The following is a 15,749-nucleotide window of genomic DNA, read 5'->3' as shown; positions in this document are numbered from 1 at the left end:
TAGCTCAGCTGGGAGAGCGCTACGCTGGCAGGGTGAACGACATAACCCGAAGCAAACAGACGTTCTCTGATAAAGACTGATTTAATAAGATTCTATGATGAGCCTTTCTGAATAAATATTTTCATTTCTGAACAAAACTGAAAGGGTTGGTCCCCAATCCGTCCCCATAAAAAAACAGACCATGCAGGGTCTGTTTTAATTTTGCCTATACGTTTAGAGAAGTTGTGTTTCGATCGATCATCGTCGTGTTTCGATCGATTTTTTGTATTTCTATCGATGTCGTGTTTCGATCAGTTGCAATAGTGTACACTCCTGCAGCTGCAATCACAGTAAGAGCAATCATCGTAAAACCCTTCTTAAAACTCATACAAACAATCCCCTCTCTGAATTTTGAGTTGTGTTTCTAATACCTTTTGATAAGCAGCTGTTGCTTCTTCAAATTGACCTTGTTTCCCATACTCATCTGCATACACTATATAGCATGCCTCAGCGTAAGCGAAAAGCTGTTTCTGTTCTAGATACTGAAACACTTCGGCCAGCTGCTCCTCATTTATATTATTAACATAAACCGCTTCTAAGAAGGTAAATAGATTTTCATAAAGCTTATTAGGGGCATCCTCAAGTATATTAGTTCCTTGTTTTAAAGATGCTTCTCCTTCTTTAAATCTTCCTGCTTTAAATTGCGTACAGCTAATCGCAAAATACAATTTGGTAAGAAGCTCCGAATCATCATCTGCCTTTTGAATAGCCTTCTCAAAATAATTGATAGCTTCATCCCATTGACCGTCTCTATCAAATGTATGGCCAATGTTCAAAAAGGCTTTAGTTAGAATTTTTTGATCACCAATTTCCTCTGCTATTTTAATTGCATTCTTTAGATGAGGAATTGATTTATCGTGTCGAGCCAAATCATCATAATTTCCTGCTATGACAAACAAACATTGAATTTTTCTTACTTTATACAGATCATATTGATCGTAGATTTCCAGAGCTTTTAAAATATGATGCATGGAAACATGGGTTTGTTTCATAATATAGTAGGCTTCAGCCACCTTGAAGTGAAACTCGGCTTGTTCAATATCATCTATAACTAGCGTAAGTTGTTTCTCCGCCATTTTATAGTATTGAATGGCCTGTACATATTCTTTTATACTGAACTCGTACATCCCACGAAAAAAAGCGTTGTAATACTGCAGCATGCCGGATAATTTATGATTTGAGTTTTCTATTTTATCTACTAAGTCTGCAATGGATAAAGAGCGCTGGTCTGAGGGTTTAATATAATCAAGCATAAGCTGATGACGAAAGCACATCAATTGATAGTAAATCAGTAAATCCTGGTCTTCTTCCATTCGTTCAATTTCTTGTTCTACCTCAGCTTTCAAAATCTCTGCATCTGGTACACTAAATTGACGAATCATTTTATACCATTCATTTATTTTCACACCAACATGTGAAGAAAGAACCTTCTCCATCCCCTTACTCCCCTTCCACAAAATTCCCTTATATTACATATATTATTACATACAGGAATTTACAAAGCACCGAAAAGAAACCGCAAAAAAGAGCAAAAAAAAGAGCTCCTGTAAAGGAGCCATGTGAGTAATACATGAGTAATAGTGGTTTGATAAAGAAGTAAATCATTGAAATATACGAATTTTTTAATCCCCGTTTCCGCGGGTAAACCGTATATAAATTTATTATAACTCAAACTTAGACACAGAACAAACATTCGGTTATAATTCGAATGAGGTGATATTGGTGTGGGATGAAAGAAAAGATCAAAATAGATGGCAGATGAAATTTATTCTGCCGGAACACAACGAAGCGCTAAGGCAGCTTCATCTTGCAAAACATAAGATCGAGCGGCCAACATTAAGCCCAGAACAGATTGAAGAATTTGAATATACAATAGCGACTGCTATGAGCGAAGACTCGACTCTGAATTTCGAGCTATTTGATGATGGGTTTGTTCGAGAGGTATCGGGACAAGTTGTATACGTGGACCATATAAAGAAACTGTTTCATGTAAAAGATAGCCGTTCTGATACAAATTTAATAAAATTTGCAGATATACTTAATGTAAAAACACTTTAAACAAAAAAGCCCCCATCCATTAAGGACAGGGGCTAATTTCTTTTCCTGTAGTCATATCTATAGATTTTTATTTTAATAGTTTTTCGAGAGCGGCTTTTGTCTTCGGTCCGTATATGCCATCAGGTGTTAAGCCATTCATGAGCTGGAATCGCTTGACTGCATTCGCAGTCTTGGCTCCATAGTAGCCATCAATACCGTTGTTTTTTGCCTTTTTATCCGGGTAGTAGTAAACAGCCGCTAGGGCTTCTTGTACGGCTTTTACTGCTGATCCCTTTGTAAGAGGATTCGTGACTTTTAAAATGCCGGTAGGCAGGTTGTATGACTTTTTAGCAGGCTTGGAAACTGCTGTTTTGGATGGTACTGCTGTTGTTGGTTTAACAGTCGGCTTTTTATTTGTGTGAGCAACGGCGATCCCAGCTTTGAAGCTGTCCCAACGATTAAGCAGCTTTCGCGGACAATTTTTGCCGCTCCATCTCTTATGTGGCACAACGTTGGCCAATGGAATGCCTTGCTCGGTCATCAGCTGACGAATTAGCCATTGGGCGTTCTCAACTGCCTTTTCAAAGTCCCCATCAGCATTCTCACAAACCTCGATACCAATTGATTTCATATTGCCGGTTCCCCGACCATCTCCCGCATGCCAACCGTTTTCGTTTAGCGGCAAATGCTGATAGATACAATTTTCATCCACAGTAAAGTGCCAGCTTACCCCCGTGCTAGATCGCTTAACAAAACTAGCGTGATTAGCTGCGTCTGCTCCTTTTTTAGTATTAGCAGTATTGTGGACCGTAATATATAAAGGCTTCATGTAGTTGCCAGGACGGTTCTTGTTGCTTTTCGGAATATAATCTTTAATGATTTTTACCACGTTCATCGTCTCCTTTGATCAATTTAATATAAAAAGAGCCGCCTCTTGGCAGCTCCTTACTTCGTTAATCCTTTTTGTTTTAGAACTTCTTTCTGCTGCTGCCCTTTCGATGTTACATAGTTGTTTTTGAACCAAGCCATCAAGGTTGTAACAATTGTAAAAATCATTGAACTTGCAAGATATAACGTTTCAGCCAACGAAGTGACTTGATCCTCGCTGATCGGCAAGATTGGCTTACCAAATAGAATTAACGTTTGGTTGATTAATGCCATAAAAAGAAGCACTGTACGGATCACAGTGCCTTTGTCGAAGTTTTTCATAATTGTTTCCTCCTACTATTTTAAATTCCGTTCAATTTTATCGAGTTTATCGATCACCACGTCATACTTCTCACTAAACTTTGCTAAGACTTCATTTTGCGCCTCAATTTGCTCATTGAGTTTGTTTTCTCTTTCCTTTGTTGTATTTAGAACATAAAACAATACCCAACAAAAAAGAACCGCAAAGGGTCCTTGTGTCATCAAATATTGCGCCAAATCCATTTCCACCATACTCACCTACTCCTTCACATTGTCCACCTCCTTAAAGAAGGCAAAATAAAAAGCCCCTCTAGGCTTCGTATTGTTCTCCTGTTATTTCTTGATAGTCTTCTTTGTTAATCCAACCGATTTCTACATAAAAGGCAATGTCTTCAGGACCGTAACACTTCCAATCCCAAAACTGCTTTATATCCGCAACTGTTGGATATATCATGATTTTTCACCACCCTTCAACTCCTGAATCTCAGTCATAAGTTGAGCCAATTGTTTTGCCATTTGTGCCTCACGCAATTTAGCTGCAGCTGCTTCTTTTGAAAGCTGACTCAATTGTTTAGTTAAGACCGCATTTTGCTGTTTTAGTAAATCAATATCATACGGCGGTTGCTCTGTTTGTAAGCTATCAATGTATTCCTGGGTTGCCGACTCACTCCATGTCTTGCTTGTGGGATTGTATTTCGCGATGTACAACCCTTCTTGCGGTTGAACGTCTGTAAACCCTTCTGGAATTTCAGCATCATCTGGGATTTCTTTATCTCCACCAGGTATATACTTAAAATCCTCATCGTACGCGTATATTGGCTTCATATGATTTATCCCTCCTTTGCCTTAAACATACAATTCACGACAATAAACTCAGTATTGCTGCTTGTGCTTTGTATGCAAAAACGGCCATCAGTTGCGATATATTGTCTACTATATTGAGGTCCTTTAAAACCACCGGTACTTGAAGCGACTCCAAGATTGTAGAAAGGAGCAACTGGTTCACATCCTTCTGGTAACGTAAAGGCAGGTACATCACCTAATGTCCCTCCGGCAATTGCTCCCTTAACAGTAACAGTTCCAAGCGCATCCTTTGCAACACGTACCCGATAATCATTATTGACCTCAGACTGATATGTTTTCCACCCGTTTCCGATTGTGGGGTACTTCCAATTGAGTTTTGCATCTGTGTCAGTAAGAACACGTTTCCAACCTGTGAAATTCCCCTCTGTATGAACAGTTCCGAACCAATGTAGATTATCAAAACTTCGACATACATGAATGTTTTTTCTTGTTACAGCAGTATCAACATCGATATTAAACCAACCTGAATCATTGGTTGTCGGAATGTTTGTAAGATATTGACCAGCTGCATAATAACGGCCAGGAGGCAATGATAAGACATCTGTTCCGTTTAATACTTTGGGGAGCGGTTTACGTTCACCTGAATCTTGCGTCAATTTATAGAGTTGGCCATTGTTCCATTTATCTTGTTCAGCTATTGTCGGCAGCCTCGTCCAAGTGATAGATATATGGTTGGAATTATAGTAGAAGTAATATGCATTGCCTGACGTGTCTACTGCAAAACCGGTTCCGATGTTGTTTTGTCCCACCGTCTGAATACCTCTCAAATAGGCATTGCTTGGCGCTGGGGAATCTTCTACACCTGGGGATGCAATGAAAGTACAGGTCCCTTTGTCTTTAATCGCATCATAAATATTTTTGTCAGCTGGAACAGAGATCAAGTATTTGCCGTCATCAGCTGTGATTTTATATAACTGCGATTCATTCCATTTCTTTTTCTCCGCTTCAGATGCATGCGGCTTGGTATCGTCAATATGTCCAATGATTTGATCTAACAGTCCATAGTCATTTTCAAGCAACACTTTAACCATTTCATTGAACAAATCCGCATGAGCCTTGTCACTTGTTTCAAACACTTTAGGAGATTTAATGTCCATCGATGAGCACTCCTTTCCTAGTAAATATCATCAATCTCAAAGATGAATTCAATGTCACCATCCTTTTGCTTGTCTGTCATAGTGCGGATGGCGGTGAATTTACCGTCTTCGTCGACAAGAGCTAATTCGTTGATCACTTCTCCTGCAAGCTCTCCTTCAGCGATGGTGCATGTGTACCGGATCTTCGCCGGCTCCATAAACTCGTATGAATCAATCTCCTTTTGAACAAGTTCACTCTTTAATTCTTGTTCTGTTCCATCCAGAGAGATTGGCTTTCCGTCCTTAGTTCCACCATTCCCAAAAGCCATCTTAACCACTTTTGTGAGCTTCGTTCCTTCTGCTCTAGCCTTCGCCATTTGTTGCCGAGCATAAAGCGTTGTTACGGTTAATTGATCAGCCATTATGATCCTCCTTTATAAATCTATTTGTTTGGACGTGGCAGCTAGATATTTTGAACCATCTAGCGATACTGATCCATCAAGCGTCCAATATTTCTGCTTAATGATTACACTTCCGCTCTGATCATTTGATACATGAGCAGCCATGCGGAATGTTACTTTCCTTTTTTCTTTATTTACGTGTTTGAAACGAGATCGAAGTGTAAGAGCTGCTTGTTGATCTGTTTCGTGTTTGGCTCCTACCATGACATATCTTGTACGTCCAAGAACTTTCATTTCTTTTTTGAGCTTCAAGGCCAGCTTTAAAGATTGCCGGAAGCGCACTGGAATATCTGTTGAATTGCGCGATCCGCTCAAATAAAAAGTGCCATTAAGTAAAAACTCTCCATTTAACAGAATCGGGATGTGATCAAAAAAGCCCACTCTGCTGCGCAGTGTGAGCCGGTTATGATAGTCTTTGATTTCATGAATATCCGTATGATGAACGCTTGTGAATTTGTAAGCCAAGTGTGCAGGCTTTAAGTTTTCAAGCGTCTCCACAATGTATCTGGTGTTCTGCAGGTCATCCAAATTAACACGAAGGGAGAAATGATAGCGGCCTGTCGTTAGACGAACCACTGCGCTAGGTTTCTTCAAGAACCGGTTCACTGCTCTTTCTAGGGATGCATACGTGATCGGTGGAATGTTTGACATGAGATTCAATACACGTGCCCTTCTCAATTCAATCGAGTCACCTGACTCACGCTGCACCTTCAGCATTCTTTCCCATCGATCCAATCCCCATGTTGCTGTGATCGGAAAAAGCTGATCAGTCATATCAAAAATAGAATCATCTAGCCTTTCCATCTCAGGAGCCTCTGATTTCATTAATTCATCAAATTCAGTGATCTCCGTTAGATAAGCAGGCAGGTAAGCTTTCATTTCATCAAGCTTGCTCAATGACGTTCACCTGCCCTAGACGCGGAATTTCAATGTCTTGGAGGGGCAAGTTTTTGGATTCGCCGTTTATCAAGACATCCGCATAATCAGAGACACTATCCGCATGATATAAAATGTCATTGATCGCTGACATTCTGATCACATTTTCTTCAAAGGCAAGTGATTTTAGAAGCGCTTTGACCTTCTCTTCAATCTCTTGTTGTGCATCTTCAATGGAGTAATCCATTTTAAGCTCCACAGATACGGACACCTCAACATCTTTCCACTTAGCACTTTCAACAGTTGCAGTCGCTCCAATAGGTGCTTGGCCTTCCCCTTCTCCTGGAACCGGATCAATGTACTCTTGGACCTTATTGACGAGCAGATCCGTCGCAACATCAAAATTACCATCTGTGATGACAATTTTGACTGTTCCTTCTCCGTTCCAAAGAGGAAAAACCTTTGCCCTGCCAACTCCTTCTACTTCTTCAGCCCACTTTTTATAATGAGCTTTGTTGGCACTGACAGCCTCCCGCCTTGCCCTCATCAAGTACCGTTCATACAGAGCTTCATCGTCTTCTTCCTCTTGCCCTGGTATCTTCAATTCTTCAAATATGACAGACTCAAGTCCTGGTATGTTATCGAGCGATAGGAGCGGCAGCTCTGCAAAATTCCCATTGCCTACAGCACCAGTCGTTTCACATTTCAAAGTTCCATCAGATTCAAACTGAAAATATAGACTATCAATGTAGAACCTTGATCCCGTTGGTATTCTTATACCTTCGGGCGAGACTTCAACGGACCATACAGCACTTGTGGCCGCTTTACGAGTGATTCCAACTTCAGCAGCTCGTCTATCTAAAAATTCTCCCTGCGCTGTATCCGCAAAGACAAGATCGAATACCTGATCAAGCCATATATAAGATTGAGCAAGTTCCGCAGCTGCAGGAGCCAACGCATTCCATATGACGCTGTTTTCACGTTTATCAATATCATCGGGTATACGTTCCAACATGCGTTCCATGATGGCTTCATAAGACTGATCTTCAAACATCTTCGCCAATCACCTCCTCGATCTCCAAGGTTCCCTCATCTGTCACAACATTAAAGACCACCTTAAAAGTTGCCCCTTCTTTAGTGATCTCAAAATCTTGCACACTTTCAATTCTTTCATCAACAAGAAGTGCTTCTTCAATGAGCCGCGGGATCTCCATCTCCTTGTATTCGTCCGTTGATTCTTCATCAGAAACAGCTTCCTGCACTTCGCATCCTACGTCATGGCTATAAACAGCATGCGAATATCGTTCAGTTCTAAGGGCCATATAGACAAATTGGCGAATGGCATCAAGACCATTGATCTTTTCATTGGTTAGACGTCCTGACTCGAAATCGATACGGTAGGTGGTCGAAGGTTCAACAATATCCTCTTCGTCCTCATCCAAATCCTCAATCTCTTCTTCAGGTGAAAGAGCCATTATGAACCACCTCCTACTACTTTATCTAAGATGTAAAACGTTTGTCCGCCTGTCATCGCAAGGACCATGACACTATCGCCTTCTTCTAGCTCATCATCTTCCCCCTCGTCTAAGCGGGCTGGCCAGATAAGAAGTTCTTCAGGAATGATGAGTTTATCATTCTCATTGAGTCGAACACTAAGAGGGGAAACAGACACCATATCACCGAGTATCAATTCCATTGGTGATTGTGCATCAACAGCATCGACAGCCAATCGCTTAATTGCCTCGCTTAGTTTCATGTCTGGTTCCCCGTTGGGATCGTATTCTTTTCAACGACATCAATCGTCATGGTGTGTTTGGTTCCTTTAAATTCATGGCTGTCTTGATCGATCCAGTACGTTTTTTTGATACCGATATCAGGAATGATGATGCGTATTGGCATGCCGCTTTGTAATCCAGGAATACCTAGAGCTTGGATACTTTTGAGTTCTTTTTTCACGCCCTTTTTCTGTGAGAGACGAACATCAGCCCTCTTTTGCAGCTGTGCCTGATTGATTTCCCCTGACACTCTTTCGACGTGTTGCAGGATGCCGTATTTACTTCTAGCAGCACTATCATTCGCCACAGCCAACATCTCAATCTCTTTCTTTTGCGTAACAGTTTTCGGCTTCGTGGTTTTAGCTGTTTTCTTATCTTTGTCTTGATCAGTAGCCTTTGATTTCTTTTTTTCCTTCTTCAGCACCTTAATTTTTTCCACATGTGTTGCTCTCATCTTCACACGTGTGGCCGTTTCCTCAATCGAGGTGCTGTACTGATAATCAATGAGATTCACGCCTGATTCAATTACCCAAACTTCGGACGGATCAGGCCAAGCTCTCAGCCCCATCTTGCCTTTAGCAGAATAGATTTGATAGTTACGTCCTGTTTGCTTCTTTGTTTCTTTCAACGCCTGCAGGATGATGTCATAAAGGCTTGTATCGTTTTTGAATACAAGTGATTTAATGACATGGCCAGTGTTAGCTATCGACGTCATCGGGATCTGAAAATCTTGACCAAGCCGCTTCATTATCTGATCAGCCCGCTTGTTTGCAAAGACATAGACATCCTGGTTCTTCACCAAATACTGAAGCATGTCGTAAGCAGTAAAAGTGAGCTTTTCGTCCTTCGGCGTTCTTGCAAACACTGTTCCTCTGAAAAGTTCTTTTCCCTTCCACTTGAAAAGAACCGTGTCACCCTCTTTGATGCTGTAATATTTTTGTGAACTCTGTTTAGTCACGATAGTTGCTTGTATAGATCGGGGAGCTTGATACCTTTGACCACGAAGCGTGATGCTCTCTGTCACAAGCTCATACATGGTCCCGCTCCGCACTGCAAAGAGTTCTATCAATCGGATCACCCCTATTGTGGTATTTTTAATTTTTGACCAGGGAAAATCCAATGCCCTGGTTGTCTAATATTGCGTCTACTCCGCTTGATCATCGCAGCTTTATTCGCATTCCAAATGCGACGCCACTTTGTGCTATCACCATAGAAGCGGCCAGAAATATCCCACAAGGTATCACCCTTTTTAACGGTGTACACTTTTGGTGCGCCTTTTGAGCTGCGTTTTTTGCTGCTCTTTTTGGCTTTCCTTTTAATTTTTCTAGGTGATGCAGTTTTATATTCTTTAAGCTGCAGCGTGAATTCTCGATCACCAACATCATAAGTACCTTCATTGTGATTGAAGCTTTCTATGCTGCATTGCATATTGATTTTGGTTCCTGTGACAATAAAGCGTACGGGCTTTTTTGATTTCATGAATCGCTCTATTTTGGCGATCGCATTCTCTGGTGAAGGAATCCTTTTATATTCGGCAATCGGTGTATATTTCTTTGGAAAAAACGTTGTAAATGAAATTTGGCGAGCCCCTGGTACATCCAAAAATGTAAGCTCGCCAAATTTTGATACTTTGATAGATTCATTTTGTACGTTGTTGTTCAGTTCAAGTTTTTCAGGAAGGACAGGGAATCGTAATTTGTCCTTCCCTTGCGAAATCCAAAGTTGATATTTTGATTTAGCCATCGATCACGACTCCCTTCGTTCCTGTGTTGATTTCATTCTCTAACTCATCAATCAACATCTGTTTGATCTTCTCTGCAAGCCCTTCTGCATCTTGGCCATTATGATAATGCTGCTCACCATTAAAATTAATGATGATCTGTTTTGATCCACCAGAAGCAGAAGGTGCATTCGCTGTGCCAGCTGTTACTGTTTGCACCTGCCCTTGTGAAAGCTCAGATGATGCAGTGTTGGCCGGATCATATACGTCCATTCCTAAAGCCTGTGCAGCTTGAGCCAACAAGTAGCGACCACGTATGCCTCGTTCTTCAGGAATAATCCATTCACGCTTGTTTCCTTCACCGACTCTAGCTATCTGTTCCTGAGTGATCAGTCCCCCGTTTGCATAACCCTTATATGGTCCACCGTTTCTGATACTTCTCAATCCAGGCGTATTGTACACATTCCCATATCTGCCTTTGATGTAATTGATAGCAGCTGCAGCATTATGAATCGGGTTCCAGATGTCGTTCATGCCGCTTGCCTTATTAGAATTAAAGGTCGGATCAATGGTCTGCATCAACCCTTTAGATGGCGTTCCTCTTTTGGCGTTTGAATCCCATAGGTTGATCGCTTTCGGGTTTCCACGTGACTCATGCTGCGCGATCGTCATCAAACCAGGTAACCAGCTCATAGATGTACCGGTTGCCATCAGAGCTGCCATAAGCCATTGTTGAACACTCAGATTAGATGCGCCCATTCCGCTAAATGCAGCAATTAAGGAACCGGCTTGATTCTCTGCGAATTTCTTTACATCAACTGAATCAAGACCTTTGACGACACCGATTGATGCGAATTTCCCAAGACTCATCATGACACGTGAAGGAGAATGTATATCTAATTCTTCTCTAAACGCCTGTTCTACTTTCTTCGCCATGTCCTTGGCCGCTTGTGTCACTTCGCTTCCTTTTGACCTCATACCGCTGTTGAATGAGTCAATCAGTCCACCGCCCCATGTAGGTGACTCTTGTCGGGCAGATAAGAAAGGTTGTCTTACATTTTGATCTAAAAATTGACCTGTGCCAGTTGGTGTCATGCTTTGACCTGCAGCAAAGCCGGTGACAGTTTGTGCTCCATACTGCGGAGTCGCTGCCTGAATTTGAGTAAATGGCTGCTTGATATTAGCTTGTTTCCACTGTTCAAGTGAAACCACTTTGCTGTTTAACCCTTTTTCAAATTCAGTGCTAAACTGTTCCCCATATTTTGATGCGTTGCCGGTCTCTCCAATTGATACAGATCCACTTGTAGAAGTGGAAACTGATGAAGCAGCTGCTGGTCTCATAGGAGATGATGAGCTTGCTGGAGAGGTTGGTGATGCACCGTTTGGCACTACGGACATTCCAAGATGAGAAGCTGCTTGTGCAAGTAGCATCTTTCCTCGTCCTTTGTTGTTTTCAGTCGGGATGACAAACTCTTTCCCAGCCTCGCCGATCCATGATAAGGTAGGTTGGGTGATATAACCACCGGTGGCTTTCTGATCTGGCTTTTTCCCCTTAGTAGGGACTTTTTTCATACCTGTTTTTTCTTCACCTATTCCTTCAAAGAATTTAAATCCTTTTCCAGTAATCTCTTTTGCTTTACCAACCACTTTACCAACTAAACCGAAAAACCCATTCCATATTTCTGTGAGTTTTTCAGCATGACCCTTCAACGGTTTAAATACTTTCTCTTCAAACCATCCACTCACTGTTTTCCAAATACCCTTGATGATTTTCCATGCATCCTGAAATTTCTCCCACACGAATTCAATTGCTGGCTTTGCATATTTTTGATACGGCTGCCACACATACTCATCAAACCATTTGGCAAGTATAATCCAAGTGGTTTTAATCCAATTCCATGTATTTTTAAACAAATTCCATATAAAGATAATGGCTGGCAAAGCGTAAGTTTTAAACGGCTGCCATACATACTCATCAAACCAAGTTGCAAGTATCACCCATGTTGTTTTAATCCAGTTCCATGTACCTTTGAATAGATTCCAGATAAACATGATTGCTGGAATGGCATATGTCTTAAATGGTGTCCACACATATTCATTAAACCATTCAGACAATACTCCCCATGTCTCTTTGATCCAATTCCATGTATCAACAAGTTTATTCCATACCCATCCAATGGCTTCTACTGCATATTTACCATATGGTTTCCATACCTTTTCCATGAACCAAGTTGATGCAACACCCCATATGGTTTTAATAATGTTCCAAGCAACGGTGAAAACACCAACCACAAAGTTGATGATTGGTACAACAAAGTTATAAATAGGTATGAATACTTTTTCCATGAACCAGTTAGAGACTTTCTCCCAAGTGGTTTTAATTTTTGTCCATGCTTTTTCAAAAAAACCACCAATTGGTTCAGCCACGTTGTCATTGAACCAAGTAGAAATATCTTTCCATGTATCTTTAATCCACTTGATTGCATCCTCTGACCATTTGACGATCTCATCCCATTTTTTCTTGATGGTACCGTTATCGAACATCTTTCCAATCCATTTGCCAAGATCACCGCCAAAGATGCTTCCTAAGATTCCACCGATAGCTGTTCCGATACCAGGTGCGATCATTGTTCCGATTGCGGCTCCACCAATACCGCCACCTAGATTTCCTGTGAACCCACCGATCTTCTCGCCTTTATTATCATTGTTCATACCGATTAATTCGGTGGCGGCAATCAGCGTACCGAGAATAGGAATGCGTTTTCCAATACTCTTTGCACCTTTACCGAGATTTCCTAAGAATCCACCGCCTCGACCTTGGTTTGGCATTGTTGGACGTACCGGCTCCCCTCTATTGATCCAAGGCTGACGATATTCAGGAGGTCGTTGGTTCCTTGGCGGTCGCCCGGCTCCTCCAGAACCTCCAATTACACCACCGCTCGTTCCTGCTCCCATTCCTCCTCTTAAACCTTTGCCCCATTTGTAGACAGCAAAAGCTCCGGAAAGAATGGATTTGAGCGGCTTTAACAACGTGGCCACTTTTCCAAGGAATGCGAGTGCAAATGCATTGGCAATCAGCGCACCGGCAATTGAACCTTCGCCAGTAAGGGCATTCCAGTTGATCTCACCGATCTTTTTAGTGATCCGAATACCTAATTGCACCGGATCAAGAGCTTCTAAAAAGGATTCGATGAAGATCTTTCCAGCCTTTGCTCCTGCATCAGTGAAACTATCCTCAGACTGCTTGTCATCAATACCAAGTAGACCGTTGATCACACCGTTTATGATGCCGCCGTAAGTCTTCCCGACATTCTCGGCCATTTTGAAAAGACCAGGCTTTCCTGTCTTTTCCCACCATTGGCCAAAAACGTCTTTCGTATTATCAAGAACTAGCTTCCACCGAGTTTCAAAGTCCATTTTTCTGTATTTTTCTAGTTGTTCAAAGTGCTTCTTCAGCTTAGGGTTGTCCTTAAATTTCACTTTGAGTTCTTGCGTCTGCTTTTTGGTTAACTTCTCACCAGGAAACAGAATTTTAAATTGATCACCAATGAATCCGAAAACACTCTTTGTCGGATCAAGGAAGCTGTTAGCAAATTTCTTGCCCGCCTTTTCAGCTTTATTGGAAAGATCGGTCAGTACAAAGGAATATTCCCCGCGCCACGTTCTAAATGCTTCTAGTGCAGGTTGAAACGCAGCTGCAAGTCCTTTACCCCAAGGCATAAGGATGCTGTTATTTATGAATGATTTAACACCCAGAAATAAGTTGGCCAAGTTGTCCGACATTTTGATCATCATGTCGTTGTATTTGCCAAATTCCTTCGTGACTTCCGGCCAAGTTTTATTTATGTCCTTGCCGCTCTTTGCAAGTTTTTCGAGCTTGCCTCTGGCATCGCCTGAGATCGCCCCCATTTCTTGAAGAGCTGCCGTTGCGTCACCGATAGGACGCCCCGATTTAATGCCGTCATATAAACGCCCCATCCATAGCGCAACTTCTGAGAACGGTCGCTGAACACCTGCAGCAACATCCCCGACTAGCTTCATACCTTCAGTCGTAGAAAGGGCATTGCCCGTAAACACCTGAAGAACTCGACTTGACTCGAAAATTTCATCACGAGTAAATGGCGTTTGACCAGCAAAGGCTGTCAGTTCATCCAAACGTGCATCTGCTTTTCCTCTGCTGCCGAGCAGTGTTTCAAAAGCCGTGGTCATGTTCTGTCGATCCGCCACCATTTTAAGTGGCACAACAATACCACCTGTTGCACCGGCTCCTACTCCAAGCAAACCAAGTGTACTGGTGACAGCTGACACAATCCCCCGTAATGGTTTTGTGATAAGATCAAGGACCTTAATTGTGGTTGTGTAAGTCCGTCCCAAATGGGTATTTGCAAATGAGACAGCCCCACGTACTGGAGCGGTGAAACGATCAATCGCATTAATCGCCACCCTGTACTCAGTACCGAGTGTATTTCGAGTATAAGAAGCTATACGGCTTACCGTGCGCCGGACCATATCAACGGCTCTAATTGTATAGCTGTAACCTCGACCAAGCTGACGCGCTGCATATGAAGCAATACGTTTGATTCCCGCCGTTGCCCGATCATGAACCGTTATGGCAAACCGTTCTACTTTGCCAAACTTCCGATCGATGTAGCGACGAAGCCTGACCAGCCCTGGTGTTGCCTGATCTTTAATGCGCATCAGCACGCTATGAGTACGCGGCATCTTGCGTTGTAAGAAGCCATTGAACTTTCTCAATGCTTTTGTGGCCAGATCATTTACTTCCAGTGTCAGCTGATAGGTTCTAGCAAGATCACGCAATATGAACCGCTGCACACGTCTTAAAGCAATTGTGGCATTGTCCCTGATTCTTAGAGTGATTGGCCGCTCTGATCTGCGGCGCAATCTATCAAGTCGTTCTAAGTCCCCTCTGATCAAACGCAACTTACGCGTGATCCGGTCTTGTAAATCAAACCGAGCTGTCAAACGAGCCATGTCTTATCCCCCTTTCTTCGATTCCTTTTCTAACACTTCAAGTTTGTGGGCTATCAACCCAAATAAAAAGCCCTTGAAACGCCTTGGCGCTTCATAGACCTCTAAGAGTTCAGACGGGGAGTAATGAAGCTCATGCATGCAGTAATACAGATACACAGCCTCTTTGTTCCCGTCTTTTATTAGTTTTTTGCTTCTGTTTCAAGGTCCTCAATCTCGTCTTCAAAACCGTTGACCTCAATAGCTTTGTTTAACCAGTTCGCATATTCACCGCCGACAGATAGGACACGTTTTGCCACTTCGACTGGATCTTGGGTGTTGTATGCTTCGCGCAATTCTTTTGACTTAAAGTCAGGATAAATAGTTGATTCAACCGCAATACGTGCGTAAAAACGTTGAGAATCTAAGTCTTTCACACGTCCACGACCTTTAACATTTTTGAAAGTCGTGTTTTCTTTCTCAAGTTCATCGATGCGCTCTGTTGTGATCGCTTTGAAGACAAAAGGAATGACATTCCCTTTTTTATCAACGAAACGCTTTGAGATAATGGATTTGACTTCTTCCGCTTCTGTTGTTTGTCCTGGCATAAAGAATGAAAGATCATATACGTTGTTTGTTTGTTTTTCGCTCATGTTTAAAAACTCCCTTTGATTTGTTTTTTTGAATACAAAAAAGCACATCCATTTTTTGAATGTGCTTTCCAATCTTTTCATGTATAATTGAG

General features: G+C 42.0%; 19 protein-coding genes. 1 reads left to right on the top strand and 18 read right to left on the bottom strand.

Features of this window, described 5'->3' with window-relative positions:
* Positions 1-205 precede the first annotated feature (205 nt).
* Both BA1_RS19110 and BA1_RS16435 read right to left on the bottom strand, forming a co-directional pair.
* Positions 206-367 carry a RapH phosphatase inhibitor gene (locus tag BA1_RS19110; RefSeq protein WP_155887880.1) on the bottom strand — a complete coding sequence of 54 codons (162 nt, stop codon included), beginning with the start codon at positions 365-367 and terminating at the stop codon, positions 206-208.
* Positions 357-1,475, bottom strand: a complete 1,119-nt coding sequence (locus BA1_RS16435) for a response regulator aspartate phosphatase (protein ID WP_008361291.1) — start codon at positions 1,473-1,475, stop codon at positions 357-359. The genes BA1_RS19110 and BA1_RS16435 overlap by 11 nt, the downstream gene beginning before the upstream one ends.
* Before the next feature lie 286 nt (positions 1,476-1,761).
* Here BA1_RS16435 and BA1_RS16430 point away from each other — a divergent pair, with 286 nt between their 5' ends.
* Positions 1,762-2,097: a YolD-like family protein gene (locus tag BA1_RS16430; protein WP_008361290.1), complete on the top strand. Its 336-nt coding sequence runs from the start codon at positions 1,762-1,764 to the stop codon at positions 2,095-2,097.
* Positions 2,098-2,164: 67 nt separating this feature from the next.
* Here BA1_RS16430 and BA1_RS16425 read toward each other — a convergent pair whose 3' ends face one another.
* From BA1_RS16425 to BA1_RS16355, 16 genes are all read right to left on the bottom strand, one after another.
* Positions 2,165-2,965, bottom strand: a complete 801-nt coding sequence (locus BA1_RS16425) for a peptidoglycan recognition protein family protein (protein WP_008361288.1) — start codon at positions 2,963-2,965, stop codon at positions 2,165-2,167.
* A 56-nt stretch (positions 2,966-3,021) separates the two neighbouring features.
* On the bottom strand, positions 3,022-3,285 hold the full coding sequence (locus tag BA1_RS16420) for a phage holin (RefSeq protein ID WP_008361286.1): 264 nt from the start codon (positions 3,283-3,285) through the stop codon (positions 3,022-3,024).
* 15 nt (positions 3,286-3,300) lie between these two features.
* Positions 3,301-3,513 (bottom strand): BhlA/UviB family holin-like peptide, encoded by a 213-nt coding sequence (locus BA1_RS16415; protein ID WP_025092921.1) that lies wholly within the window; start codon positions 3,511-3,513, stop codon positions 3,301-3,303.
* Positions 3,514-3,574: 61 nt separating this feature from the next.
* Positions 3,575-3,718 (bottom strand): XkdX family protein, encoded by a 144-nt coding sequence (locus tag BA1_RS16410; protein WP_008361281.1) that lies wholly within the window; start codon positions 3,716-3,718, stop codon positions 3,575-3,577.
* On the bottom strand, positions 3,715-4,089 hold the full coding sequence (locus BA1_RS16405) for a hypothetical protein (protein WP_008361279.1): 375 nt from the start codon (positions 4,087-4,089) through the stop codon (positions 3,715-3,717). The genes BA1_RS16410 and BA1_RS16405 overlap by 4 nt, the downstream gene beginning before the upstream one ends.
* Before the next feature lie 5 nt (positions 4,090-4,094).
* Positions 4,095-5,225 carry a hypothetical protein gene (locus BA1_RS16400; RefSeq protein WP_008361276.1) on the bottom strand — a complete coding sequence of 377 codons (1,131 nt, stop codon included), beginning with the start codon at positions 5,223-5,225 and terminating at the stop codon, positions 4,095-4,097.
* 17 nt (positions 5,226-5,242) lie between these two features.
* Positions 5,243-5,626: a phage tail-collar fiber domain-containing protein gene (locus BA1_RS16395; protein WP_008361274.1), complete on the bottom strand. Its 384-nt coding sequence runs from the start codon at positions 5,624-5,626 to the stop codon at positions 5,243-5,245.
* Positions 5,627-5,638: 12 nt separating this feature from the next.
* Positions 5,639-6,562, bottom strand: coding sequence for a YmfQ family protein (locus BA1_RS16390; RefSeq protein WP_008361273.1), 924 nt, complete (start codon positions 6,560-6,562; stop codon positions 5,639-5,641).
* Complete coding sequence (locus BA1_RS16385; protein ID WP_008361271.1) at positions 6,549-7,595, bottom strand: baseplate J/gp47 family protein; 1,047 nt, start codon at positions 7,593-7,595, stop codon at positions 6,549-6,551. The genes BA1_RS16390 and BA1_RS16385 overlap by 14 nt, the downstream gene beginning before the upstream one ends.
* On the bottom strand, positions 7,588-8,016 hold the full coding sequence (locus BA1_RS16380) for a DUF2634 domain-containing protein (RefSeq protein WP_008361269.1): 429 nt from the start codon (positions 8,014-8,016) through the stop codon (positions 7,588-7,590). Before BA1_RS16380 ends, BA1_RS16385 begins: the two co-directional genes overlap by 8 nt.
* A complete protein-coding gene (locus BA1_RS16375; protein WP_008361266.1) occupies positions 8,016-8,297 on the bottom strand; it encodes a DUF2577 family protein in 282 nt (93 codons plus the stop codon). The genes BA1_RS16380 and BA1_RS16375 overlap by 1 nt, the downstream gene beginning before the upstream one ends.
* The gene (locus BA1_RS16370) at positions 8,294-9,385 is read right to left on the bottom strand and encodes an XkdQ/YqbQ family protein (RefSeq protein ID WP_008361264.1); all 1,092 of its coding nucleotides are present in this window, start codon (positions 9,383-9,385) and stop codon (positions 8,294-8,296) included. Before BA1_RS16370 ends, BA1_RS16375 begins: the two co-directional genes overlap by 4 nt.
* An 11-nt stretch (positions 9,386-9,396) precedes the next feature.
* Positions 9,397-10,059: a LysM peptidoglycan-binding domain-containing protein gene (locus tag BA1_RS16365; protein ID WP_008361262.1), complete on the bottom strand. Its 663-nt coding sequence runs from the start codon at positions 10,057-10,059 to the stop codon at positions 9,397-9,399.
* The gene (locus tag BA1_RS16360; RefSeq protein WP_008361260.1) at positions 10,052-15,028 is read right to left on the bottom strand and encodes a transglycosylase SLT domain-containing protein; all 4,977 of its coding nucleotides are present in this window, start codon (positions 15,026-15,028) and stop codon (positions 10,052-10,054) included. Before BA1_RS16360 ends, BA1_RS16365 begins: the two co-directional genes overlap by 8 nt.
* A 3-nt stretch (positions 15,029-15,031) precedes the next feature.
* The gene (locus BA1_RS19585) at positions 15,032-15,184 is read right to left on the bottom strand and encodes a hypothetical protein (protein WP_008361258.1); all 153 of its coding nucleotides are present in this window, start codon (positions 15,182-15,184) and stop codon (positions 15,032-15,034) included.
* 23 nt (positions 15,185-15,207) lie between these two features.
* Positions 15,208-15,657 (bottom strand): phage tail assembly chaperone, encoded by a 450-nt coding sequence (locus tag BA1_RS16355; protein WP_034739821.1) that lies wholly within the window; start codon positions 15,655-15,657, stop codon positions 15,208-15,210.
* Positions 15,658-15,749 lie beyond the last annotated feature (92 nt).

Origin of the sequence: Bacillus xiamenensis (assembly GCF_000300535.1) — a bacterium.
GTDB lineage: Bacteria > Bacillota > Bacilli > Bacillales > Bacillaceae > Bacillus > Bacillus xiamenensis.
This window is presented reverse-complemented; position numbering and strand designations above follow the sequence as displayed.

Excerpts from the sequence above, each read along its gene's own strand:
- BA1_RS16410 (WP_008361281.1), bottom strand. The coding sequence starts at position 3,718 with ATGATATATCCAACAGTTGCGGATATAAAGCAGTTTTGGGATTGGAAG.
- BA1_RS16420 (WP_008361286.1), bottom strand. The coding sequence starts at position 3,285 with ATGAAAAACTTCGACAAAGGCACTGTGATCCGTACAGTGCTTCTTTTT.
- BA1_RS16380 (WP_008361269.1), bottom strand. The coding sequence starts at position 8,016 with ATGGCTCTTTCACCTGAAGAAGAGATTGAGGATTTGGATGAGGACGAA.
- BA1_RS16360 (WP_008361260.1), bottom strand. The coding sequence starts at position 15,028 with ATGGCTCGTTTGACAGCTCGGTTTGATTTACAAGACCGGATCACGCGT.
- BA1_RS16400 (WP_008361276.1), bottom strand. The coding sequence starts at position 5,225 with ATGGACATTAAATCTCCTAAAGTGTTTGAAACAAGTGACAAGGCTCAT.
- BA1_RS16435 (WP_008361291.1), bottom strand. The coding sequence starts at position 1,475 with ATGGAGAAGGTTCTTTCTTCACATGTTGGTGTGAAAATAAATGAATGG.
- BA1_RS16405 (WP_008361279.1), bottom strand. The coding sequence starts at position 4,089 with ATGAAGCCAATATACGCGTACGATGAGGATTTTAAGTATATACCTGGT.
- BA1_RS19110 (WP_155887880.1), bottom strand. The coding sequence starts at position 367 with ATGAGTTTTAAGAAGGGTTTTACGATGATTGCTCTTACTGTGATTGCA.
- BA1_RS16365 (WP_008361262.1), bottom strand. The coding sequence starts at position 10,059 with ATGGCTAAATCAAAATATCAACTTTGGATTTCGCAAGGGAAGGACAAA.
- BA1_RS16395 (WP_008361274.1), bottom strand. The coding sequence starts at position 5,626 with ATGGCTGATCAATTAACCGTAACAACGCTTTATGCTCGGCAACAAATG.
- BA1_RS16375 (WP_008361266.1), bottom strand. The coding sequence starts at position 8,297 with ATGAAACTAAGCGAGGCAATTAAGCGATTGGCTGTCGATGCTGTTGAT.
- BA1_RS16385 (WP_008361271.1), bottom strand. The coding sequence starts at position 7,595 with ATGTTTGAAGATCAGTCTTATGAAGCCATCATGGAACGCATGTTGGAA.
- BA1_RS16355 (WP_034739821.1), bottom strand. The coding sequence starts at position 15,657 with ATGAGCGAAAAACAAACAAACAACGTATATGATCTTTCATTCTTTATG.